The sequence below is a fragment of the Bacillota bacterium genome (assembly GCA_012842395.1).
Classification (GTDB): domain Bacteria; phylum Bacillota; class SHA-98; order UBA4971; family UBA4971; genus UBA6256.
This window is the reverse complement of sequence record DUSX01000003.1, coordinates 1-22,614: the sequence shown is the minus strand read 5'-3', so window position 1 is coordinate 22,614 and position 22,614 is coordinate 1. Positions and strand designations below refer to the sequence as shown.

Genomic DNA, 22,614 nt, shown 5'->3' with positions numbered 1-22,614 from the left:
GGCCGGCTTCGTCTCAGGCTGGCCTCAGCGGACACGGTGAGGCACCGAATCGGTTTTTACGGAACGAGGTGCTCGTGGTCAGGTCTGATCGGATTTGAAGTTGCCAGTCTCAGGATCAATCCAGTGCTTCATGTTCCGGACCGTAAGCGTTATGGTGGCAGTATCCTCGTACTCGCAGGACGAGTTGCAGTTCTCGACCACGATCTTGTTCCAGAGCTTGTAGTTGAGCCCTGAATGAAGAGCCGAGCCGTCGGGGAATATGAAATCGGCGTTGTTCAGGTCCGCAGCCCGTATCCAGCCGTTCGACTGAGCCGCTTCAATGGAGCCACCGTAGGAGTAGTAGGTATCGATGGTCTGTTTCACCCCGGCGCTTTGTTCCAGGTATTCAAGGTCAGCAAACCCGTCGAAGTTCACCGCGACGTCGTTGTTGCTCTTTATGGTGAAGTTTATGCAGTCAGCGGCGTACGTCCCGGGCTTCCTGATGCGCCAGTCCCATCGCGTGCCGCCAATGGACCAATCGATCCACTGGGCGACCGATGCGTGGTTCGTGATGTTGATGACCCAATTCTGCTTGTTGCAAGCACCGCTATCAGGCGTGCTGGACCAGCACCGGGCGTTCGCGGCGGGCGCGCCTGCTCCGTTCACCCACATGCTTGACCACACAGTGCCGTTCCATTCAAAGGCTTCAACCTCTGTGGCGCCACTCGGCAGAGCTACTCCCGGGTTGTACGCCAGAGCCGCTGCCGGTACCGAAAGCACGGCCATCAGCGCAAGCATCACGATGATCCTCTTCATATTCAGGATTCAACCTCCTTGTAGGTGTTTTGAGGCCTTCTGAGCCTCCGAAGCGTCTCCCGACGCTCTTGGGAGTTGGACCTACCTGGTTATGATTCCCAGCCCACAGTCTGCGAACCTGCATTCCACGGCCTTCCTCTTGAGTCACCCCGAGCCCCGCTCAGCCTTGCTAGTCCTTCCCGATGCCCAAGGCTCATCTGGCACGCTAGTCAAGTCATCGCGGCGCATCGAGACGCTGCGCCGGGCGCCCCGACCGCCCAGAGGATTCGCGGGACCCCGCGCTAGCCTCGGCACCGCCCGCGCTCAGCACCGGGCGCGCTCGCCTGTGTTGCGCGGAGCACCCGCGACTGCGTTACGTGAAGTACCTGAGGCGCGCTAGTTGTTGCTCGCGATGAAGGTGACCACCCCCACGTCCTCGTACTCGCATGACGAGTCTTCCTCGCCCACGGTTATCTTTGACCACATCCGAAGAAGGGCAGGAGTTGTTGGATCAAGTCTTATCGGGCCACGTGAATTGGCGTCCAGGTTCAGGTCGCAAGCTGCGATCCAGCCGCTAGACTCCACCGCTCCAAGATCGTCGCCGAAGCCGTACCAAGTCGCGATGGTGGCTGCCCCGCCGTCGAGGCGTGCAAGATCGGCGAAGCCATCGAACTGGATCGCAAGCTTGCCAGTGCCGGTGAAGCTCATTTCCGTCGCGAGTGCCGCGTATGTGCCGCCCTTCCGCACTCGCCAATCGAGCCGGGTGGCGCCGAGCGACACGTTCGCGTGTCCACCCTCAGCCTGTATCAATATGGGCGGACTCAGGGCGACCGTGCCCGACTCGGACACCGTCTCATAGCTTAGGGTCATGTTGTCACAGAAGGTAAACGTCCCAGGGCTTTCATACCCGCTTGGTTCCGCAGTGTACACCTTCAGCTTGAACTGGCCTGACGCGCCGAAAGGCAGTACCCCGGACCAGGACGAATTCCAAGTCACCTTGAACTTGCCACTGGCGGGATCCCGCGCTATTTCGACAGGAGGACCCGTGCCTGGGTCGGGATGAGCCACAATGTCCCTGGAGCCTGGGACCTCTTCGACCCAAAGCTCCGGCCCGAACTCCAGACCCACCTGCCACCTTCTGAGGCGGGAGTCAGCGGTGCACGAGATGCTCACAGTGACCTCCCACTCGGCATACTCGCCGCATGGAACGACGAATTGTCCCGCGTCTTCGGCGATGTTTGGCGTCTTGGCCGCGGCCGTTACGATGAGACGCGGGTCAGTCCTGCTGATGTCCCGCGTGCCTACCCCGCCCGATGCCTCGCCGCTGTCCCTGACGATGCTGGCCCCGCCAACCTGCAGGCCTCCGCCGGCGACGAGCGGGCCTACGGGGACGACGGGGGACTCACCACCGGCAGCCTCACCTGCGATAGGCGCAGGGGTCACGTCGAATGGTGTTCCGTCGCCACGCAGCGCGTCTGCCCGCTTGCGAGCGATGACGCTCCCGGACGCGGCGTTCCGGATCTGCGGTTTCCCGGCAATGGTATATGTGAGGCGGGCACCGGTATCAATCGAGTATATTCCCTCGCGCGAGAACTGCTGGTTGCCGTGGCCATCCCGGCCGGTGACCGCGGTCACCTCCGCCCTGGCCGCCTCTCCCGGCGCAAGGTCGCCGATGTCCCAGACAAGGTCCGCCTGGAGACGCAGGCTGCCCCTGGGGTCGCCACCCTCGATACGAGCGTCTCCATGCGGTCTCCCCGCCAGCGTGACGCGGAATGCGGGCCCGAATTCGTCGCGCACCCTCACGTCCCTCATCGCCACGTCGTTTGGGTTCCTCACCGTTATCACAACCCGCCACTCCAGGCGTTGTCCGAGGGGCGCAATGAAGAGCCTAGCCTCGTTGGGCCGGATGTCCCGCGAGACGGGGATGAAATCCACGGTAAGCTCAGCCTTCTCAATGTCCGGCTCGAACGTCGCGGTCGCCCGCACCGGCCAGGACACCGACCCCGCGTTGCTCCAACCCTGCAGCGGGCCCTCCCCCACCGCCGTGGCGTATGGATTGACCGGCGGGAGCTCAACCCATCCGCTGGGTGGATCAAGCCTATAGACGGTGAGGGAGTTCCCACGAGCAGGAATGGCAGCCAAACCAAACAAGAGTAACCCGGCAACTGCCGCAAAGACTATCGGCCGGCGCATCATTGGTAGCCCTCCTCGCCTCTTCACAAGTCCGTGTTCACCATCCACGACGGCCTTTGTACATACGAATATCCGCGATCGAATCGGCGTATGTCGCAAGACCCATGCCGTCTTTAGCGGCTTGGCAACGCGGCAGCAAAAGCCTGCCCACGCTGGCCGCGAGGGGCGCACGACGGTGGTTTGGCTGTTCGTGCGAACACCCGTACGACCACGGGCGTAGACATCGCGCGGGACAAGTTCGTTGACAATCACACGGCTGAAGTGAGCGGACGACTGTCCGAGGCAAGTGTCTCGGCGACTAGACATGTGTGGTGGGATCGCTGGTCGCCTCTTGCTTTTCCCTAAGGCGCTAAGTGGAGGTGCGGGAGGCCATCGAGCTTCCCTGCATTATGTCTCCTCAGCCTGACTGAGGCCTACAAAGCCGTCGCTGAGGTGGCCCAAATCGGCAGCTGCTGGGCAAGTTCAATAGCCTCCCGCACCCTCACTTGGATCGCCGGCGGTGCATGAGAGGAAAGCAAGACTACGCCACTCGCACGACGGGCTCGATCTTCGCGAGGCGCCCTGCTTTGAGGCGCCGTCATCCGAGCGCAAGGCTGGGCAGCGCTGCGTGACGCGCGCGCCCGTCCTTCCCTTGAAGCGGTTGTGTTTCGCGCTAGCTAGGTTGGGAATGGGATAAAGATGTCAGGCGGGAACAAACCTGTGGCAGCGGAGAGAGGACTTCAGACTTCGAACTATGTTGGTCACCGGGGCTTCTCGTAACACGTCCTCCGGGCACCCCGCCCGGGCTGCCGCTCTCGACTGCCTCAGCACCAGCGGCCCCCTCTGGGAGGCCAAAGCATGGCGACATCTTGAACGAGCTAACAACCGGGCTGCTGTAGTAGAAAGCAGCATTGGGCCAGATTCACCTTCGAAGGGCTTCAAGCTTCTCCTCGTGACGGTCGAGTCTTTCCTGGTGCAGTTGAAAGGCGTCGAACAGAACGCGGATCTTATCGATAACCTCGGTCTCGAGTCGGCTTTCGATACGAAGCTGCCCGGCCTCTACCCGTTCCATGCGGTTCTCGAGCCGGACCTGGCCTGCCTTGAGGTCTTCAACGCACGTCTCAAGCCTCGCCTGACCCGCCTCCAGCCCTCCAACGCGCGTCTCGAGCCTGGCTTGGCCTTCTGCAAGCTCCCCAACCCGGTTCTCAAGCCTGGCTTGAGCTTCTCCGAATTCTGCAAAGCGCGTCTCAAGTCTAGCGTGGCTTTCCTCGAGCCCTGCGAACCGGGCCTCAAGCCTGGCGTGGCCTTCCTCAAGCCCTGCGAACCGGGTCTCGAGCCTCGTTTGGGCCTCCCCGAGCCCTATGAACCGTGTCTCTAGTCCGGCTTGAGCCCTCTCAAGCCTTACGAACCGCCCCTCAAGCCCAGCTTGAGCTTGCTCAAGTCCTACGAAACGTGTCTCAAGCCTACTCTGAGCTTTCTCCAGCCCTGCGAAACGCGTCTCAAGCCTGGCCTGCCCCTCTTCGAGCCCTGCGACCCGCACCTCGAACCTAGCCTGACCTTCCGCGAGCTCCCCGAAGCGCGTCTCAAGCTTAGCTTGGCCCTGCGCGAGCTCTCCGAAGCGCGTCTCAAGCTTGGCCTGACCTTCTGCAAGCTCCCCAAGCCGCGTCTGGAACGCAGCTTGAGCTTGTTCAAGACCTGCGAACCTCGTCTCAAGCCCGGCCTGAGCTTTCTCTAGCCCTACGAAGCGAGTCTCAAGCCTGGTCTGGCCCTCTTTCAGCTCGCGTACATCGGACTTCACGCTCCTGATCTCGTCTAGGACTTCGCGAAGGATTGTTTCCATATCCATTGCCCCCAGGCCGCTGCTGATAGTGTGCCCACGCTACAGGAGTGGCTCTCGCCAGCCCCAGGTCGGGGACAAGAGCACGGGGCGCGAGCCGCAGACACATGTTAGTGTTTTTCGACGGCGACCGCCCTCGTCCTTCACCCAGAAGGATGAATCTCTCTCATTCCCAACATTACCCAAGATAGCCGGCCACAATAAGACACATGGCCGCAACCCCGCACGTCGCCTCAAGCGGATGCGAGAGAACGCGACGCGCGAGATATCGGGTGCCCATCGCCTAGTGCACGGCCGCCCGCAGCCTCTCCGCAAGCCCGGAGCAGCGCCGGTCCTGGGTGCTATTCTTCACGGCGATGGCGAGGGCTTTGGCTGTGCCGACCAACACAACAAGACGCTTCGCCCGAGTGATGGCAGTATAGAGGAGATTTCGCTGGAGCATTATGAAGTGTTGAGTGGTGATGGGCATGACCACGACAGGGTACTCGCTGCCCTGGCTCTTGTGGACCGAGATCGCGTAGGAAAGCACGAGCTCATCCAGCTCGTGCTGTTCGTACGTGACGCGTCGCGTGCCGTCGGGCTCCACGAACGCAACCACGACTTCCTGGTCCTCCTCGTCCACCTTCACAACTCGCCCGATATCCCCGTTGAATACCATTTTGTCATAGTTGTTGCGGATTTGCATAACCTTGTCGCCCTCACGGAGCACGAGCCCGCCCATGCGTATCTCGTGTTTCCCGGCCGCGGCGGGGTTGAGCGCGTCCCGCAGGAGGACGTTGAGGTTCTCGACGCCTGTCACCGTCCGTCGCATCGGCGCCATCACCTGAATGTCATCGATGGGGTCGCACCCCACATACGCGGGAAGGCGCCGCGTCACGAGGTCTTTCACCAGCGCCGCGACCTTCTCGGGATCGTCCTCTGCGATCAAGAAAAAGTCGGCCTTCGCCCCCTCGGCGAGGTTTTTGTTCAGAAGAGGCATCTCACCCCTGTTGACGCGGTGGGCGTTGGTGACTATCATACTCGTCCTCGCCTGCCTGAATATCTCGGTAAGGCGAACAACCTCCACGGCACCGGAGGAGATGACGTCGCGCAGCACCGACCCCGGCCCCACTGAAGGCAGCTGATCCGCGTCGCCCACGAGCACGAGCCTGGTGCCCGGGCGGACGGCCGCAAGAAAGTGGCTCATCAGCTGAATGTCCACCATGGACGTCTCATCCAGAACAATGGCGTCAGCATCGATGGGCGCGCCCTCGTTGTGTTCGAAGGACATCTGTCCCTGCCCAAAGCTCACGCCGAGCAGCCGATGGATGGTTTTTGCCTCGCGTGCCGTCGTCTCGGCGAGCTTCTTCGCCGCACGGCCCGTGGGCGCCGCGAGAGCCACCCGCAGCCCAGCCGACTCGAGGATTCGGAGGATGGTGCGCACCGTGGTGGTCTTCCCGGTGCCGGGGCCCCCTGTCAGCACAAGCACGCCACGGCGGACAGCCTTTTCCACAGCGGTGCGTTGCTCACCGCTGAGGCGCACTCCATCCCGGCGTTCGAGCTCTCCAAGGAGCCGGTCCAACTCAACTGTGAGCGGCTTAGGCGACCTTCCCGCGAGCGCCATCAACCTCTCGGCGACGCTCGTCTCGGCGCGGTACAGGTACGCGAGGTAAACCGCCTTCTCCCCTTCCACGGTGTCGCGCACTATCGCGCCGCGCTCCTCGAGCGCCGGCAGTACCCTCGCTACCAGGTCTTGCTCGACACCGAGGGTTTTCGCCGCCTCGGCGAGGAGGGACTCCTCGGGATAGTAAACGTGGCCGTCCCCAGCGAGTTCGTTCAAGACGTACAGAACGCCCGCCGCGATCCGTTCGGCAGAGGTCGGCTCTATCCCCAGCTGAGAGGCGATCTTGTCCGCGGTTTTGAACCCGACACCGTGGATCTCGTCGGCAAGCCGGTAAGGGTTCTCACGAACCGCCTGGACGGACGCGTCCCCGTATCGCCGGTATATCTTGACGGCAAGCGTGGGACTCACCCCATGGCCCGCCAAGAACAACATCACCTTCCGTATCTCCTTCTGTTCCTGGAAAGCACGGGCTATAACGGCGGACTTCACAGGCCCTATACCCTCGACCTCCGTGAGCCGCTCGGGGTGATGCTCGATGACATCAAGGGTCGCGAGCCCGAAGTGCGACACGAGCTTCTTGGCTGTCACAGGCCCGATCCCTTTGATGAGCCCGGACCCGAGGTACTTCTCGATGCCCTTCTGCGTCGCCGGGACGACTGACTCGTAGCTCTTGACTTTGAACTGCCGCCCGTACTCTGGGTGTTCCACCCATTCGCCTTCGAGCGCGAGCGTCTCCCCCACGCTGATGAAAGGAAAAGTGCCCACGATGGTCACGGGGAGCGCACGACGGGGCCACCGGGCGCCCCCTGGCCGGCCGTCTCCCGGTGCCCGCCCGTGCGCCCGGCCGAGTGCAGAAGGGGTCTCCGGCCCTGCCGCGTCCATGTGCGTGCACGCGACCCTCGCCACCGTGTAGAAATTGTCCTCGTTGCGGTACGTGATGCGCTCGACCGTGCCTTGAATCGAAGGCATGCCTGTCCTCCGTGCGAGGTCATGAATGTCTCGGCTGCCTCATTTTAACATACACCCGCCGGTGCAGTAAACGCTCACAGGCCTCGTGGACTCGCGAGATCTCGCAGCATGCCGTTTTCCGCTCAGCTGCCGAGTTGTCGAGCGAGCCGAATGCCGCTGGCTCCCGGCAGGCTCTCGCATCCAGGAGCGTACTAAGCATCTCGCCAAGAGACCGTTGGCTTTCCCCACGTTACGCCGTCTCGGCCCGGCTGAAGCCCGCGAACCCGTCGCTGCGGTCGCGCGAATTAGCAGTGAGTGAACAAGTCTAGCAGGCTCCGCTCAAAGTCCGCGCCACTTTTCAGCGGAGGGGTCCCTGTTCAGCGTTGCCGGCCTTGCACTCTGGGGACAGCGCGCCTGGCGCGCGCCTCGTTTGAATTCGGCGTGCGAGCGAGACGGCCGAATTCTCCACGCCCCCTCGCGCAAGCACCAGCACAAGCACCGGCAACCATAGCGCCATCAAGAAATAAGACGAAGGCTTGTGACGCCACACTTGGGACGTGATCTCGCTAACGGGCCTTGTCAGGATCGACTGAACTCCCCGGGCGGCGCTGTGGCTCCTCTTTACCCCCCGGGGAGAGAATGTCTGACAACCGCACAAGTGCGAATCCCCTCGCCCTGAGCTCCTCGATGAGCGTTGGTAGGGCGCGGGCGGTCTGCGCTCGCACGTGTAGGAGCACGATCGCTCCGTCCCTCGCGGCAGAGACGACCCGTTGGACGATGACTGCCTGGCCGGGGCTCCGCCAGTCATCAGGATTCAGGGTCCACAGAACCGTTGCGGCGCCTTCCGCTCTCGCCGTCCGCTGGATCTCCTCGTTGTAGCTGCCGTAGGGCGGGCGAAACCAAGCTGGCGTGATGTTCGTGGCGGCCTTGATAACCTCCTGCGTCCTAGCGATCTCGCGTCGCGCGGCCTCGAGAGACAGAGTCGTGAGCCTCGAGTGCGAATACCCGTGATTCCCGAGCTCGTGGCCTGCAGAGGCGATCTGGCGGACAACGCCCTGGTGACGCTCGGCTTGACTGCCGATGAGGAAAAAGGTGGCTTTCACGTGGTGCCTTTCCAGGACGTCGAGGATCTCCTTCGTGTAAACCTCGTCCGGACCGTCATCAAACGTGAGAGCGATCTTGCCCGCCGGAGCAGGCGCCTCTTGACCATCCCCGGTGCCGCTCGTCCCGGCGTGGGTGCCAGCATCTCCCCCCGGCGGAGCACCTCGCCCCTCGTGAAGAGTCGTGATCGTGACGACCGCGAGCTCGGCTCCTGTTTTCGCGTCCTGAAGGCCCTGTCCCGCGGAGCCGCCTGCGCCGGCCCCTCCGACCGACGTGGACATGATGGTGACGACCGGCGCGTTCACGGTCTGAAGGTCGCTTCCCGACTCGCCCGCCACCGGCGACAGGGCGCTCCCGTCCTCCCACGACATTTGCGGCACCGAGGCGACTAGTCTCTGGATCCCGTTTGACAGAGTAACCGCACGCGCCGCCTGGTTCCACTCGAGCCAGCATCCGAGGACTTGCGCAAGCTCTCGCGCGGGCGAGTATGCCTGACCCAGCACCGTCACGGTACGGACCAAATGGCCGTTCACGAGCGTCCCCAGGCCTGCCACCCAGTGAACGGTGGCGCCAAAGGTCTCGGCTACCGGCCTCACTGGGACCATCATCGAGCCTTCCTGGATGAAGCCAAACACGTAAACGTCCGGCCTCCGCTCCATCTCGTACTCTGCCCCGTATCCCTGTCCTTGGCCTCGGGACGGTGTTGCAGTAACCTCAAGCGACGCGTTCTCTTGCACGGCCGCCTGGACTGGGGATCCTTGTGCCGCCATCGCCGCGGCGACCACAATCATGACCGCAAGGCCAGCGAAGCCAAGGCGACGTACGCCTATTGAACGCGCGAACCCGCTCAGCCGCCCGAGCCCCCGGGACCACGCAGCGCACTTCGAATCCCTCGGGTTCCATCCAGCTCTCGCAGCCCTCGAAGCCCTCACCGTTGCACGCGCGCCTTCCCGCCACGTCCGCCACCACTCGAACGCCCTCACAGTGCACCATGCCTCCTCCTGATTCGCCGCCCCACGCCGCCGTTTTCAGGAAACGGGTCGCTCATCGTGTTCCTCGGACCTGCGCCGGGCGCCGTATCAATCCCATCGATCCCTATAATCCGTATGCTTGGCCCAGTCACGTATGCCTGGGATCGATCGGGGGCCGCGGATACGATTATCACGTCCCTCCGAGCGGGCGGAACCCTCGTGGCAAGAAGTGTGGAGGATGCAGGGATAGGGCGCGGCGCAACTCGGAGGCATACATGGACCCGCAACGACAGATACAGATGGAGGGGCACTCAAGATGGCTGGGATGGCTGGGATGGCTGGGGACTCGCTCCTCGGCCAGCTTAGGGGGCAATGCTCAATGGATGGCGCTCAGGGAATGACGTGGCAGGTAAGGCCGGTGACGATGAGACCCGCGAGGGCGGTGCCCAGCGAGATCGCAATGAAGGCTTTGCGGATGCCGATGCCGAAGAGGAAGGCGGCGACGGCAGCCGTCCATGCCCCAGTTGATGGCAATGGGACCGCCACGAAGAGAACGAGACCGAGAGGCCCGTACTTCTGGACTAGACCGCTTCTCGCGCGTGTGCGCGCGAAGAACCACTCGCTTGCCCTTCGGACCGACTGAAAGCGTTGTAACCACGCGGCTGCATAACGCAGGAAAAGCATCACTGGAACAACGGGAACGATGTTCCCGAGCACCGCTACGGCGCAGGCCTCCACCGGGTTCATCCCGAGCGAGATGCCGAGGGGAATCGCGCCGCGCAGCTCCACAACGGGCATCATTGCGGTAAGAAAGACCAGGGTCTCCCTGGACACAACTGAAACCCACTCGTTCCAAGACTCGAGCAAGACCGATTCGCCTCTCTCAGCTCCCTCCCTGAATGTTTCCCCGCCCGCCTCGGATCTCCTCCCAGACTGTGCCTCGTTCTCAGCGCAATAGGCCGGCTCCCGCGCGCCCGCGCACCACGCAGGCTTTCCTCCTAAGCATGGTCCATGCATGGTCCATGAGTTTACCCGTTTTCCCCTTGGAGCGTTGGGACTGGCGCCGCCTGTGCGATGCGGCGCCCGGAATTTGGCCAGGCTGCGGGCCGAATCCGGGGAGGTGCGCCGCGAGCACGCCATTCCCGGGTAGCATGCTTGCAGCCGAGTTATCACCGTCACTCTGGCATTGCCAATCGGGCGAGAGATGGGCACCCTCGCACGGCATCACTTGCAGTAAAACACTTGAAGTCTGTCACCGATTACGGTGCCTGTCCGCGCCAGCACGCCTTCAGGAAGCTCCACCACCCAGCTCGTCTCTCGCACCATGGGCCCGGCCTTGCCTGGCAGGAGCGGCGCGAGCAGGCACACCACGACGCCTGCACGATTCGCATAAGCCACGTCGATGGCGAACTTCATCCCGAAGCTGTGGACGCCCTTGCACGGCCGGATCACGAGCCCCTCGCCCTCTTCAAGCGATTTCCTGCCGAGGAGCCCGCGCGCACGGGCAGCCGCCGAGAGCGCAAGCTGCGCGCGCGTTGCGAGCACCGTCGAGCGCGTCATGTTCAGCACGGCGACGCTGGACCGCACGCCAGGGTTGTCCCTCTCCTCGACGGGCCGTCCGGTCGTAAATACGGAAAACGCAGCGGTTTCGCCCGTCTCCTCGGGCAGGGCGTCATCCGCCGTGACGACCATCGTCATCCGCCTCCATCCCGGGGCATTGCGCCCCTTCCACGCGGCTCGCTACCTAGCGTCGACCCCGGTCGCGGCCATCAGTGAATCAACGAGCAGAGCCCTGAGACTAAGACCAAACACCTGCCGGACGAGTACGCCCTGGACGGCAGGCGGTGTGAATGAGCTACAGACCCATGAATGTCGTGGCGACCTGGATTATCGCGGGCCCGAGGAGCACCACGAAAAGCGTGGGGAATATGAAGAAAATGAGCGGGAAGAGCATTTTGATGGGAGCCTTCATGCCCGCCTCCTCCGCTTGCTGGCGCCGCTTCGTGCGCACTTGCGCCGACTGAATGCGAAGGATGTTAGCGATGCTCACACCGAGCTGGTCCGCCTGTATCACGGACGCGATGAACGAGGTGATGTCGTCGATCTTCACACGCTCCGAGACCTCGCGCAGGGCGTCCCTTCTCGACTTGCCCATGCGGATCTCCTGCAGAAGCAAGGCGAACTCGTCAGCGAGCGGGCCCTTCTTCCTCTCAACGACCTTTGCCAGGGCTGCGTCGAACCCGAGCCCCGCTTCCACGCTCACAGTCAAGAGGTCGAGCACGTCGGGGAGGGACTTCCGGATCTGCTTCTCGCGCTCCTTCCTTTTTGATTGCATCATCATCTCCGGGACAAGCCACCCCAGGGCCGCAACCACGAAGGCCAGGAGCAGGGCGGTGCTCGGGCCGAGGCCAAGCGCCAGCCCGAACGCCGCGATCGGGAGGATCGCGAGCGTCACGACACGCATCAGAATGTAGTCACCCGGGGTCATGTTCCACGGGTTCCCGGTAGCGTCGAGCTTGTTCTTGACCGCATCGACTATGTGCTTCGGGGTGACCGACACCACGAGATTGTTGATGGACTGCAGAACCGGGCCGAACAGCCGCTCCCCAAGCGGCCGCGCGAGCTTCTTCTCGCGTTCGCTGGGCACGCGCGTGAGGACAGCGAGCCGTTTGAGCCGCTCGTCCGCGGTGGGCTCACGCCGCGTCAAGCCCATGGACCACATGGTGACCGATGTCACACTCACAAATACCAGCGCCGATACCAAAAGGGCCACCCGTCAGCCCCTCCCCTTGTGTCAATCCTCCCGGACTAGACCTCGATCGTGACGATTTTCCGAATCACCAACGCGCCGATGATCTCGCCAATCACCGCCATGACGATCATGATTCTCCCGATTGGGTTGGTAAAGAGCAGCGTGATATAGCTGGGATTGATGGCATACAGCAGGATCCCCAGCCCCACCGGGAGGACGCCGATGATGATCCCGGACAGCCTTCCCTGCGCTGTGAGAGTCCTGATCTCGCCCCGTATCCTCACTCGCTCCCTGATCGTGTGGGCAATGTTATCGAGGACTTCCGCAAGGTTGCCGCCGACCTGCCGCTGGATGAGAACGGCCGTGACGACAAGCTCGAGGTCCTCGCTGCCAACCCGGTCTACCAGCGAGGTGAGCGCCCCCTCTGTGGGCGCGCCCAGGCTCATCTCTTTCATGGCCGCCGAGAACTCGTCGGATATGGGGGGCGACATTTCCCTCGATACCATATCCATGGCTTGGAGGAAACTGTAACCCGCCCGCAATGAGTTCGCCATTATGGCGAGCGCGTCGGCTATCTGCGTGTTAAGCCTCCCCAATCGTTGCCCCTGCTTCCATTTGACATACACGTTGGGTAAGAAGCCCCCCGCGATCCCTAGCGCCAGGGCGACAGCCGCGTTTCTCGTGAGAACGACCCCTGAGACCAGCCCGAGCAGCAAGAGCATGAAGTTGAGTGCCACGAACTCCGAGCCGCGAAGCGGGATATCCGCGCGCGCGAGCTCCCTCTCGACCTTCGCCGCGTACGCCCCTTTCTCGAAGGCTTTGCCCACGAACGCGAGGGTCGGGCGCAGCGAGCCGAGCAAACTGCTCTTAGCCGCCGCGGCGGCCGCCTGCGGCTGGCTGCCGGGCGCATTGGCCGCGGCCCCAGATAGGCGCGCGAGCCTCCATGTTCCAGAGCGCCGTTCGCCGACCGCGCGAAGGACGCCGTGCGCCAACAGCGCCACGGAAATGAACACAAGCGCCGATACAGCGGCTGCAAACAGTTGGCCAGGCATAGCTTGCTCCCCTTTGATTGTGGTTTGACCGTGGGTCTGAATGAACTCGAAGCCTCGTCCCGCTTACAGGAAATCCACGAACATTCCGGACGGAAGCGGGATTCCCATGGACTCGAACCGCTCCAGGAACTTCGGCCGAATGCCGGTAGCCTTGAATCTCCCGACCACCCTGCCCTGCTCGTCCACGCCCGTCTGCTCGAACACGTAGATATCCTGCATCGTGATGATGTCGCCTTCCATGCCCTGGACCTCGGTCAGGTGCGTGATCTTGCGGCTGCCGTCGCGCAGCCTCGCCTGATGCACTATGAGGTCGACGGCTGAAGCGATCTGCTCTCGGATGGCCCGTAGCGGCAGATCCATTCCCGCCATGAGCACCATGGTCTCCAACCTCGCGAGCATGTCGCGGGGAGAGTTCGCATGACCCGTGGTGAGCGATCCGTCGTGGCCGGTGTTCATGGCCTGGAGCATATCCAGCGCCTCGCCCGACCGCACCTCCCCTACGACTATCCTGTCCGGCCTCATGCGCAGGGCGTTCCTCACGAGATCCCTGATGGTGATGGCACCCTTGCCCTCCAGGTTCGGGGGCCGCGCCTCCAGCGTCACCACGTGCTCCTGCCGAAGCTGCAGTTCCGCGGCGTCCTCGATAGTGACTATCCGCTCGTCCGGCGGGATAAACGACGAGAGCACGTTCAGGGTGGTCGTCTTGCCGCTGCCGGTCCCACCCGACACCACGATGTTGAGCCTCGCCTTCACACAGCCCTCGAGGAACTGAGCCATTTCCCGCGTCAGAGTGCCGAACCTGACCAAGTCATCTATGGTGAATGGCTCTCGCGAGAACTTCCGGATGGTGATGCAAGGACCAACCAGCGACAGCGGGGGGATGATCGCGTTCACCCGGGACCCGTCCGGGAGCCTTGCGTCCACCATCGGGCTGGCCTCGTCAATCCGCCGACCAAGAGGTGACACGATCCTTTCTATTATGTGCATCACATGGTCCGCGCTGCGGAAGCACACTCTCGCCCGCTCTATCCTCCCGCCACGCTCCACATACACATTGTTCGGGCCGTTGACCATTATCTCTGACACCGAGTCATCTTCGAGGAGCGGGGTTATGGGCCCGAGACCGAGCACATCGTCGATGACCTCGGAGATCACCTGTGCTCGCTCGGAGCGAATGAGAGGCAGGGGTTCCTCATCGAGGACCTTGGACGCCACCACCTCCACTTCGCTGGCCAGCTTCTGTCGGTCCGCCGGAGAGTCGGTCTTCCGGAGCAGCTCCTTGTCTATCTCCTTTACGAGCCTCTCATGGATTTTCTCTTTAAGAGCTGCGTACGGGTCCTCGCGCGGCATGACGGGCCCGGATTCGACTTGCACAGCCGCCGACCCGCCGTCCAATCGCGCCGAGTCCAGCACCCGGAGCACCCTGTCCTCCGCCTGAGCGGCGGCATGCAGCGGTCCTTGCCCGCCCCGCACTGGCGCCAAACCCGCCTGCACCGGCTTTGCCTGTCCCTGCTTCACCTGTTGCACGCTTTGCACTTGCCGCGCTTTCTCCAACCGTGCCTGAAGTGACATGGGTCACGCTCACCCACCCGTGAAAATGCTGAAGATCCGCCCTGAGATCCCGAGACGTCGCCTCGCGCCTGCGCTGTGGCCTTCCGTAGCCGCCATCGCAACTATGTCTGCCTGGCCACCGCCTGCCGCCGCGACCTTGCGACCCGCCAGCGCGTCCGGGACCGCGTCATCGCCGTCACCGGCGCCGATCGCCTGCGCGAGATCGCGTATGGTCTGCGATATCCTCGCCGACGGGGCGCTAGTCACAAACGGCACGCCTTTGTTGACAGATGGCACGACAACCCTGCCATCGCTCGGGATGTGAACGTCCACCGGCCTGCGCAGGGTCTTCTCGGTCTCGTCTATGCTAAGGCCGATGTCCCGCGAAGAGCGATTCACGACGAGCTTGACCTTGTCTTCGTCGTATCCCAGGGCGTCCATGATCTCCAGGCATAGCCTGGCGTTCTTGATGGCCGGAAGCTCGAGCGTCGTGACAAGCAAGATCTTGTCAGCCGCGTCGAGCGCCGCAAGGGTGGTGTCGTTTAGCCCCTGCGGCATATCCACGACTATGAAATCGTAGGCTTCGGCAAGGAGCGTTAGAATGGCCTCGACGTGCTTGGCGTTGACTATCTCCGCCTGCTCCGGACGCAATGGCGATGAGAGCACTCTAACCCCCGATTTGTGAGTGACTAGGCACGCCTCCACGAGCTCCGAATCGATCTCGTCTTCCTTCGCGATGTCGGCAATGGTCCTGATCGGAACCGTGTCGAGCATGATGGCCACGTCGCCAAACTGAAGGTCCAGGTCCATCAACACCACGTTCTTGTGGCTATGGCTTGCGAGCTCGACCGCGAGGTTGGTGGCTATGGTGGTCTTCCCCACGCCGCCCTTCGTGCTGAATACCGCGACGATCTTCCCCTCCTTACGCTGGGCTATCGGCACAGGCGCGAACCTTGCCCGCCGCTTGGCGTCCATCTCGTACGCCCGTCGAATCGTGTTGATGAGATCGTCACTGGAAAAGGGCTTTATGAGGTAGTCCCGTGCACCGGCCGCCATCGCCTCTCGAAGATACTCCGACTCCCCCTGCACCGATATGATGATGACAGTGGTGGTCGGAACCTCCACGGAGATCGCCTCGGTCGCCTCTATGCCGCCCATCACCGGCATGTTGATGTCCATGAGGATCACATCGGGCCTGAGCCTCTTCGCTAGAGCGATCGCCTCCTTGCCGTTCTCGGCCTCGCCTGCCACGATGAACCCCTGCCCGAACGACAGCAGCTTCCTGAGGTTCTCACGGGTCTCGGCCACATCGTCCACTATGAGGATCTTGATTCTCTCTTCCGGCATGGCCGTCACCTCCCGGATCCCCCGGACGCAGACGCAGGCGGCGACGATTCCTCCGCAGACACCGGTGGCGTGGGTTGCAGCATCATGTCGCGGGTAACGGGCTCTCCTGTCTTCACCACTTTCGTTGTAATCAAGATCACGAGCTCCGACTCTCCCCTCTCAAACTTCTCGCTCTTGAAGAGCGAGCCGATGATGGGGATGTCTCCGAGAATCGGGATCTTGTTCACGATCTTTGCGTCATTGTTCTGAAGGAGCCCGCCGATGGCGATGGTAGCCCCGTCATCGACAATGAGGTGAGTCGAGGCACGCCTTACTTTGAGCGCGGGAATCACGGCGTCCCCCACGTCAAGGGCGTTGTTCCAGTCAAGGGACGACACCTCCGGTTGGACGTCTATTGCGATCCGGCCTCTCGAGTCAACCACCGGCAGCATGGTCAGCTTGATGCCGTATGGCCGCCACTCGAATGCGATCTTGCCGTCGCTCTGCCCGACGTACACCGGAATCTCACCACCCACAAGGAAGTCAGCTTGTTCCCCACTCAGGGTGAGCAGCGACGGGGCCGCGAGCACCTTGGCGGCGTTCTCGTTCACGAGGAGGTCAAGCACAGCCCTAATCGGGCTGAGTCTCCAGATCTCCTCGATGGGACTGCCGTGCGGAATGAGTTGCCGCCATGCCTCCCAGGTGGTCACATCCGTGGGCAGGGGCGGGAGAGGTGGAAAGCTCACCTCCCCGAACAGGAACGACCCGGGCTCGATTCGTTCGCCGTTCACTCCGCCCCACGTTACACCGAGGTTTTTGAGGGCGTCCCTGTTAACCTCGACCACGTTCGCTTGCAGAAGCACCTGTAAAGGATCGGTCATCTCGACGAGGTTCACTACGTCCTTGCTGAACATGGCGGCTATCTTCCCGACCCTCTCGAGCTCACTTTGCGAAGGCACGGTGCCTTCAAGAAGAAGTTTACCGTCTACCGACCGCACCGACACTGTGGGCAAGTTGATGAACGCGCTCACCCTATCCTCGAGCGATGGTTCAGGTCGTGTCGCGGGAGCCGCTGGCTCCGCGCCAGATTCGGGTGCAGGCGCAGGCGCGGGCGCGGACCCTAGCGCCGTGGGCGTTGACGTGGAAGCCGCCGGTGGCACTGATGCCACTGGCGCTGGCTCGGGCTCCTCAACGCGGATGATGCTGACGACGTTGGAGGCATAGAGCCTTGCGACTGTCTCCGCCCGGAGCTTCGCGTAGTCGCTCGACACCAGCCCCTCGAGAAGCACCTTGCCCTTGACCACAGTGACCTCCACGGCCGGGTCTCGTACCGCTGCCACTATGGCATCTCGCAACGCCGCGTCGGAGTCCACCCTCTCAGCAGCGGCACCAGCGGCGCTAGGCTTAGCCTCCCGGGGCGTCTCCGCCTTTTCGGCTCCTGCTGCCGCCACGGCCTCCCCTGCGGCTCCGCCACCGCTCGTGTCCACCGCTGTCTGAGGACCAGCTTGTTGCGGTTGCGGGGGGAGGGGCGCGCCAACGCCCTGCGCGCTCGGTGGCGACGCGGGCGCCGGCTTGCCTTCTGCGACCGCCTCGTCGCTAGGAGAGGGCGGGGTCACTACAATGAAGTTCAGAACCTGGTTTGAGAAGATCCTCGCTATCTTCTCGGCGCGATCCGAGTCGAGGGGATTTTCCACGTTCCCTTCCAGGATCACGGCATCCTTCAGAACTCGCACTGAAACGCCTGGCACGCCAATAGCGGCCTGGACCTCCGAGGCAGCGATAACCGGAGGCTCCGGGGGAAGGGTGGGTCGCCTGACAGTCAGGAGATTAAGGACTTTGTCCGCATATGCCCTTGCAATGCGCTCTGCCCTCTCTGAATCGGCGTCAGTCTCGACCACCCCATCGAGGAGGAGCGTCGACCTGGCGAACCTGGCCTTAACGCCGCTTATCCCGATGGTCTCCTCGATCTCACGCACGACGTCCGCGTTGTCGACGCATACGCGCACGTCGTAACTGGATCGACCCTGCGCATCCCAAACGTGGAGGGTTGTTCGTCCTTCAGCCTTGCCGTTTACGATGACCTCGGTCTTTGACACCACCACCACGTCGGCGATGTTGGGGTCAGCAACCGCTACCCTCACCAGCCCATTGACCTGGAGAATGCGCGATTCCCCTACAACCACGGCGAATGTCGGGTTGCGAGTGACGACGGCCGGCTGCTGCGGTTGCACCGCCTGCTGCGCTTGTCCTGACTGCTGCGCCGGCTGGGTCTGGGTCTCGAGCCCGCCCGGTGTTGCCGGTGCCGCGCTCGCCGCCACAGGGGACGCCGCGACGGCGAGCGTGGCAGAAGCCAGGACGATGAGCGCCAGGGCGAGAAGTCTATTCCTCCTTGTGCCAAGAGACAGATGGGTTCCAATCATTGTTTGGTCGCCTCCCCGCCGTCACTCAGGGTGACGAAGGTCCTCTGCGTTCCCTTGATTACCTCCACCACCTCAGGCTCGGAAATCGGCTTCTCGGCAAGCTGAGAAGGAAGCGATGACGGCCCGTGCGCCACAGGGGTTGGGGGAGCCTGGCGCGTTATGGTCACGGCGGGTCCCTGGGATGTATCCCCAGGGGAGACCACAGGTGCACCGGACCGCGGGGTGCTCTCGCTTGCCGATTTGGGAGGCGACCAACCTTTAACCTCTTTGAGGAGATCCCGGGCGACTATGCCGGAGCTCTTCGTCGTTGAGGCAACCACCGGTCGGAGCGCCAGACGCAGTTGGCCCATGTCCTCGGCGAGGGCGAGCTTCTCTGCTTCAGAGGGGGTCACTGCCAGGGTGACACTGGTCGACACCTTGGCCTTGCCCTGGCTTGTATCCTCGGTGTCCTGCGCCACGGCGAGGACTTCCACGTCTTGGAGCACTGTGAAAGCCATGTCCCCGGTCTCATCCGTTCCGTCAACCGTGGCCACGACGTCCACACGGTCCCCGGGCTTCACGAACCCCGCCACGCCCACCACCTCGTTCACCGGAATGGTCACAGCGCGCTTGTCCCGCGGGACTGAGGACGCGAGGCCCACGGGCTCATTCTGGCCGAACAGCCTGTCCATGATAATGGGCTCGCCCTCGAGTATCTCGTACTTGGTAAAGAGGCCCACCACTTGTTCCGCCGCGCGCGCCGTCCTCGCGTGGATGGCGCTCTCCGGCATCTCCCTCACATAGATCATGTCCGGCGTGATCTTGGTGCGCGGCGGTATGGTCGCTTTGGCGGCCACCACCGGGACGTTCTTGACCTCCACAGGTTTGGGCTTTGCCGCGTTGTTGACGTATACATAGGTCATGACGGCAGCTAAGAGCCCGGGTATCAGGGCGAGCGCAATCGTGAACTTACCGCCCTTCATTTAGCCACCCCCTCGTCCTCGGCCAAGCGAGCCCACCTCGCAGGCGAGGTTGACCATCACGGGAACATAGCTTCTACCGTGACCTGCCGTGACGTTCTACTGTATCTTCCCGTCGCTATTCTTTCAGCCTGGTGGCGACCACGCCGTAATTCCCGGCGCCCCCAGGTTCGCCATCAGCCACCCATCTTATGAACCTGCCCGTGACCTCGCACTTGTTGCCTGGTCCGCTTACGCCTTCAAGAAAGAACGCGGCGAACCCCACAAGGCGAACCTGGCTGCGCCCGTGAAGCTCCTCCGGGTTGAAGTCGGCCACCGGCACCACGACGACCCTCGGGCAGTCCTTCGCACAGTGATCGAACGTACACGGCGGCGAGTGGTGGCACTGGGATATCCTGTACGTGACCCCCCTCACCGTTGGGCCGGACATGTTGCCAGGCTCGGTCTCGAGCCAAACCTCTCGGCATTCATCCATGCGCAGCCAGCCCTGGTAACCGTACTTGATGTTATCCTCGTAGTTGCTCGCGCCCCTCCCTCCGAGGGCGAGACCGCCGAAGTTTCCGTGATCGCCCGCGCCACCTCCGTATTTAAGGGTGTACGGCTGGCCGTACACGAACTCCTGGTCCGGGACAACGAACGGCGCCGCTCCCCACACCGCGCTCAACGACCCGACCGTGGCCGTGGCGCTTGCGCTGACGTCGCTGCTGGCGATGCCGAAAACCTTTGCGAACCCCAGCGGAACGGTGCGGGACACCGTCACCTTTATGCTGTGGCTGTCCGGGAAGGTGGTGACGACACGGGTTTCTTCAGCCCCATTCTTCACGGCGTAGCTCACGGCTTCGGCTTCCGCCTGGCCCGGATTGTCCGGGAGCTCTTGCGCACCCGCGAGCGCGGCCGCGTCAGCAGCGTTAGACAGCGCGATTCTATTAAAGTACAGGAGGCCCACGTCCACCACAATAGCAGCGATGCCGAGCAATACCACCATGGCGAGCGCAACGAACACTATGACGCTCCCCTTCTCATTCGACAGGACTCTGCTCACACGCGCCACCCGACTCACCGCCTTCGCCACCTCCTCGCTCGGTCCCCCGGGGGCACTGACCTTCACTCCACACGCATGACCGTAACGCCTCGCACAGGATACGGGTTTGTCAGTATGTCGCTGAGGAGAGGGACTACGATGTCAACGAGGTATTTGACCTCCACCCTGAGCTCCGCGCCTCGCAGCCGCTCGGATTCGGGAGGCGTGATGCTTACCGTGATCTTGCTCGCGTCTAGAGCGCTCGCCGCGTCAAGCACACGCTCTATTATCTCCGCGTCGGTCTTGCCGAGAACCCCGATCCTCGCTCCCTCGCGCGAGGCATGAGAGACGACAAGCTGGGCGCTCAGGACCCTCCCGAACTCGATGATGCCGGTGAGCAGGAGGAGGAGAACGGTGAGAACGATGGCCATCTCCACCAGGGCCTGGCCGCGGCTGCTTCTTGGAAGAGAAAAGCATTCATTGCGGGACATGCTCCGCCTCCCTCCTCCTTGCTCGCCCGTCCTGCAGGGCGCGCGTTGCGCTGTTTCATCTGCATCTTTGCGCTGCATGCGGCCCGGCGCACGCTTAGCTGTGCCACCTCTCGACCCCCCGAACGACAATCGCGACACGGGGCACGACGCCACACCTAGGAGCCACCCAGGGAGACCCGTACGAGGCCGGATTCCCCTAGATGAACGCTGACGGAAAACGCGTAACGATCGCTATCACGAGACCGATTCCAATGGCGGCCGAATAAGGGATCGCCACGCCCGAGCGGGGCAACGGCACGGTCTCTCTGAGGGGATGCACAACCCTTACGGTACGGCAGACGAGACCCGGGATGATATATGAAGCAAAACCTAAGAAGCCTACGAGGATAGCCGTAAGGGTAACCCCCAGCCGGCGCCGCCTGGCGAGCACCACGGCAGATATGACGCCTCCGGCCACGGCGCCGTATAAGATCGAGTACGCCGCACCTTTAGGCCCCAGGATCGCTCCGACGGCGGCGAGAAGCTTGACGTCGCCAGCGCCCATCCACCCGAGGGCGAACGGCACGAAGAGGATGGCGGTACCGGTGAGTATACCCAGCACGGACTGGCCGAGGCCGCGAAAACCACCTGTAACGAGGCCAAGCACAAGGCCAGCGCCAAGCCCGCCGATCACAACCTCATTTGGCACTCGCCGCTCTCTTACGTCCCACCACGTTCCCGCTGCGGCGACTGCCAGGGCCGCAACGATCCGTGCCACATCGACCACCCTCCGCAGCCTCAACCATCCACTCATTCAATGGCTTCGATCGCTCGTCCGAGCAGGTCCGCCGATCTCGCGACGACCAGTGCGACGACCCCGGCTAACACGACAGCTACCAGGGTGATTATCAGCGCGTACTCGGCCATTCCCTGACCGCTTTCGTCGCGCGCCAAACGGGCCAACCTCACCCTATCCACCATTGGTGCCCCCTTTCCAGCGGTCTTCCCGGAACGGTCTGTCGGGCGACCACGTGCTCGGATCACACCTGCCCCGACAATACATGGGGACGGAGCCCTGCCGGAGGGGTCGACAGAGCTCGACAGCAAGCGCAGCGCAACCGACAGCCCACACGCTGCGTCCTAGATATCAACGTCCCGAAAGATTATTGAGCCGACTCTGGATCCTCAAGAGCACTCTGCGCACGCGAGAATATGCCCTCAAGGCCACCTCTCAGTGCCACAAGCGCACCGATCAGCACTACCGCAACGAGGGCGATGATAAGCCCGTACTCGACCATGCCTTGTCCGTCTTCCTCATAGAAGAGCCTCTTCAGCAGCGCCAACATGACTCACACCTCCTTTCGTGCAAGTATGCCCGACGACCGCGTGAAGAGGTCTTTGTGGTCAACCGCTCTCGAAAACTGGGTCAGATCAGGTCAGGGCAAAACCGCTGGGCTCGTGCAACCCGGCTGACCCGCAGGCCCCTTTCGCGGCCTGCCGAAGAGACTCTTCAGAAAGACGAAGCCTGCACGTCGGCGTTGCCAAACGAGCAGGCTCCAAAAGTCCCTTCTCTTCGGCAACCCGGCTATCATGGCCAGAACCCCTCCTGGCTTTAGACCCGTGGCTTTGCGTCCCCGCCTTTCGACGGGTTTGCCTT

18 protein-coding genes and 1 riboswitch are annotated in these 22,614 nt (G+C 62.8%); all 18 genes read right to left on the bottom strand.

Features of this window, described 5'->3' with window-relative positions:
* Window positions 1–78 precede the first annotated feature (78 nt).
* On the bottom strand, window positions 79–795 hold the full coding sequence (locus tag GX515_01790) for a hypothetical protein (GenBank protein ID HHY31744.1): 717 nt from the start codon (window positions 793–795) through the stop codon (window positions 79–81).
* Window positions 796–1,170: 375 nt separating this feature from the next.
* Window positions 1,171–2,970 (bottom strand): hypothetical protein, encoded by a 1,800-nt coding sequence (locus GX515_01785; GenBank protein HHY31743.1) that lies wholly within the window; start codon window positions 2,968–2,970, stop codon window positions 1,171–1,173.
* Between the two features lie 898 nt (window positions 2,971–3,868).
* On the bottom strand, window positions 3,869–4,786 hold the full coding sequence (locus GX515_01780; GenBank protein HHY31742.1) for a hypothetical protein: 918 nt from the start codon (window positions 4,784–4,786) through the stop codon (window positions 3,869–3,871).
* A gap of 280 nt (window positions 4,787–5,066) precedes the next feature.
* The gene (locus GX515_01775) at window positions 5,067–7,355 is read right to left on the bottom strand and encodes an ATP-dependent RecD-like DNA helicase (GenBank protein ID HHY31741.1); all 2,289 of its coding nucleotides are present in this window, start codon (window positions 7,353–7,355) and stop codon (window positions 5,067–5,069) included.
* Window positions 7,356–7,900: 545 nt separating this feature from the next.
* Window positions 7,901–9,418, bottom strand: coding sequence for a polysaccharide deacetylase family protein (locus GX515_01770; protein HHY31740.1), 1,518 nt, complete (start codon window positions 9,416–9,418; stop codon window positions 7,901–7,903).
* 378 nt (window positions 9,419–9,796) lie between these two features.
* Window positions 9,797–10,207, bottom strand: coding sequence for a small multi-drug export protein (locus tag GX515_01765; protein HHY31739.1), 411 nt, complete (start codon window positions 10,205–10,207; stop codon window positions 9,797–9,799).
* A 423-nt stretch (window positions 10,208–10,630) separates the two neighbouring features.
* Window positions 10,631–11,098, bottom strand: coding sequence for a DUF192 domain-containing protein (locus GX515_01760; protein HHY31738.1), 468 nt, complete (start codon window positions 11,096–11,098; stop codon window positions 10,631–10,633).
* Window positions 11,099–11,261: 163 nt separating this feature from the next.
* Window positions 11,262–12,179: a type II secretion system F family protein gene (locus GX515_01755; GenBank protein ID HHY31737.1), complete on the bottom strand. Its 918-nt coding sequence runs from the start codon at window positions 12,177–12,179 to the stop codon at window positions 11,262–11,264.
* Between the two features lie 35 nt (window positions 12,180–12,214).
* Entirely contained in the window at window positions 12,215–13,210 is a 996-nt protein-coding gene (locus GX515_01750; GenBank protein HHY31736.1) for a secretion system protein, read from the bottom strand.
* A 63-nt stretch (window positions 13,211–13,273) separates the two neighbouring features.
* Entirely contained in the window at window positions 13,274–14,782 is a 1,509-nt protein-coding gene (locus GX515_01745; protein ID HHY31735.1) for a CpaF family protein, read from the bottom strand.
* A gap of 9 nt (window positions 14,783–14,791) precedes the next feature.
* Entirely contained in the window at window positions 14,792–16,108 is a 1,317-nt protein-coding gene (locus tag GX515_01740; GenBank protein HHY31734.1) for a response regulator, read from the bottom strand.
* Between the two features lie 5 nt (window positions 16,109–16,113).
* Entirely contained in the window at window positions 16,114–18,507 is a 2,394-nt protein-coding gene (locus GX515_01735) for a BON domain-containing protein (protein HHY31733.1), read from the bottom strand.
* A complete protein-coding gene (gene cpaB, locus GX515_01730; GenBank protein ID HHY31732.1) occupies window positions 18,504–19,469 on the bottom strand; it encodes a Flp pilus assembly protein CpaB in 966 nt (321 codons plus the stop codon). The genes GX515_01735 and cpaB overlap by 4 nt, the downstream gene beginning before the upstream one ends.
* 115 nt (window positions 19,470–19,584) lie before the next feature.
* A complete protein-coding gene (locus GX515_01725) occupies window positions 19,585–20,526 on the bottom strand; it encodes a hypothetical protein (protein HHY31731.1) in 942 nt (313 codons plus the stop codon).
* Between the two features lie 44 nt (window positions 20,527–20,570).
* Window positions 20,571–20,978, bottom strand: coding sequence for a pilus assembly protein (locus tag GX515_01720; protein ID HHY31730.1), 408 nt, complete (start codon window positions 20,976–20,978; stop codon window positions 20,571–20,573).
* A gap of 196 nt (window positions 20,979–21,174) precedes the next feature.
* Window positions 21,175–21,735, bottom strand: a complete 561-nt coding sequence (locus GX515_01715; GenBank protein ID HHY31729.1) for a hypothetical protein — start codon at window positions 21,733–21,735, stop codon at window positions 21,175–21,177.
* 32 nt (window positions 21,736–21,767) lie between these two features.
* Window positions 21,768–21,935, bottom strand: a complete 168-nt coding sequence (locus tag GX515_01710) for a hypothetical protein (GenBank protein HHY31728.1) — start codon at window positions 21,933–21,935, stop codon at window positions 21,768–21,770.
* 185 nt (window positions 21,936–22,120) lie between these two features.
* Window positions 22,121–22,303, bottom strand: coding sequence for a Flp family type IVb pilin (locus GX515_01705; protein HHY31727.1), 183 nt, complete (start codon window positions 22,301–22,303; stop codon window positions 22,121–22,123).
* Window positions 22,304–22,529: 226 nt separating this feature from the next.
* Window positions 22,530–22,614: riboswitch (cyclic di-GMP riboswitch) on the bottom strand. This riboswitch is flagged as partial in the annotation.

What these genes read in the sequence shown, in the direction of transcription:
- GX515_01790 (HHY31744.1), bottom strand. Translation starts at nt 795, where the DNA reads ATGAAGAGGATCATCGTGATGCTTGCGCTGATGGCCGTGCTTTCGGTA.
- GX515_01785 (HHY31743.1), bottom strand. Translation starts at nt 2,970, where the DNA reads ATGATGCGCCGGCCGATAGTCTTTGCGGCAGTTGCCGGGTTACTCTTG.
- GX515_01780 (HHY31742.1), bottom strand. Translation starts at nt 4,786, where the DNA reads ATGGAAACAATCCTTCGCGAAGTCCTAGACGAGATCAGGAGCGTGAAG.
- GX515_01775 (HHY31741.1), bottom strand. Translation starts at nt 7,355, where the DNA reads ATGCCTTCGATTCAAGGCACGGTCGAGCGCATCACGTACCGCAACGAG.
- GX515_01765 (HHY31739.1), bottom strand. Translation starts at nt 10,207, where the DNA reads ATGATGCCCGTTGTGGAGCTGCGCGGCGCGATTCCCCTCGGCATCTCG.
- GX515_01760 (HHY31738.1), bottom strand. Translation starts at nt 11,098, where the DNA reads ATGGTCGTCACGGCGGATGACGCCCTGCCCGAGGAGACGGGCGAAACC.
- GX515_01750 (HHY31736.1), bottom strand. Translation starts at nt 13,210, where the DNA reads ATGCCTGGCCAACTGTTTGCAGCCGCTGTATCGGCGCTTGTGTTCATT.
- GX515_01745 (HHY31735.1), bottom strand. Translation starts at nt 14,782, where the DNA reads ATGTCACTTCAGGCACGGTTGGAGAAAGCGCGGCAAGTGCAAAGCGTG.
- GX515_01740 (HHY31734.1), bottom strand. Translation starts at nt 16,108, where the DNA reads ATGCCGGAAGAGAGAATCAAGATCCTCATAGTGGACGATGTGGCCGAG.
- GX515_01735 (HHY31733.1), bottom strand. Translation starts at nt 18,507, where the DNA reads ATGATTGGAACCCATCTGTCTCTTGGCACAAGGAGGAATAGACTTCTC.
- cpaB (HHY31732.1), bottom strand. Translation starts at nt 19,469, where the DNA reads ATGAAGGGCGGTAAGTTCACGATTGCGCTCGCCCTGATACCCGGGCTC.
- GX515_01720 (HHY31730.1), bottom strand. Translation starts at nt 20,978, where the DNA reads ATGTCCCGCAATGAATGCTTTTCTCTTCCAAGAAGCAGCCGCGGCCAG.
- GX515_01705 (HHY31727.1), bottom strand. Translation starts at nt 22,303, where the DNA reads ATGTTGGCGCTGCTGAAGAGGCTCTTCTATGAGGAAGACGGACAAGGC.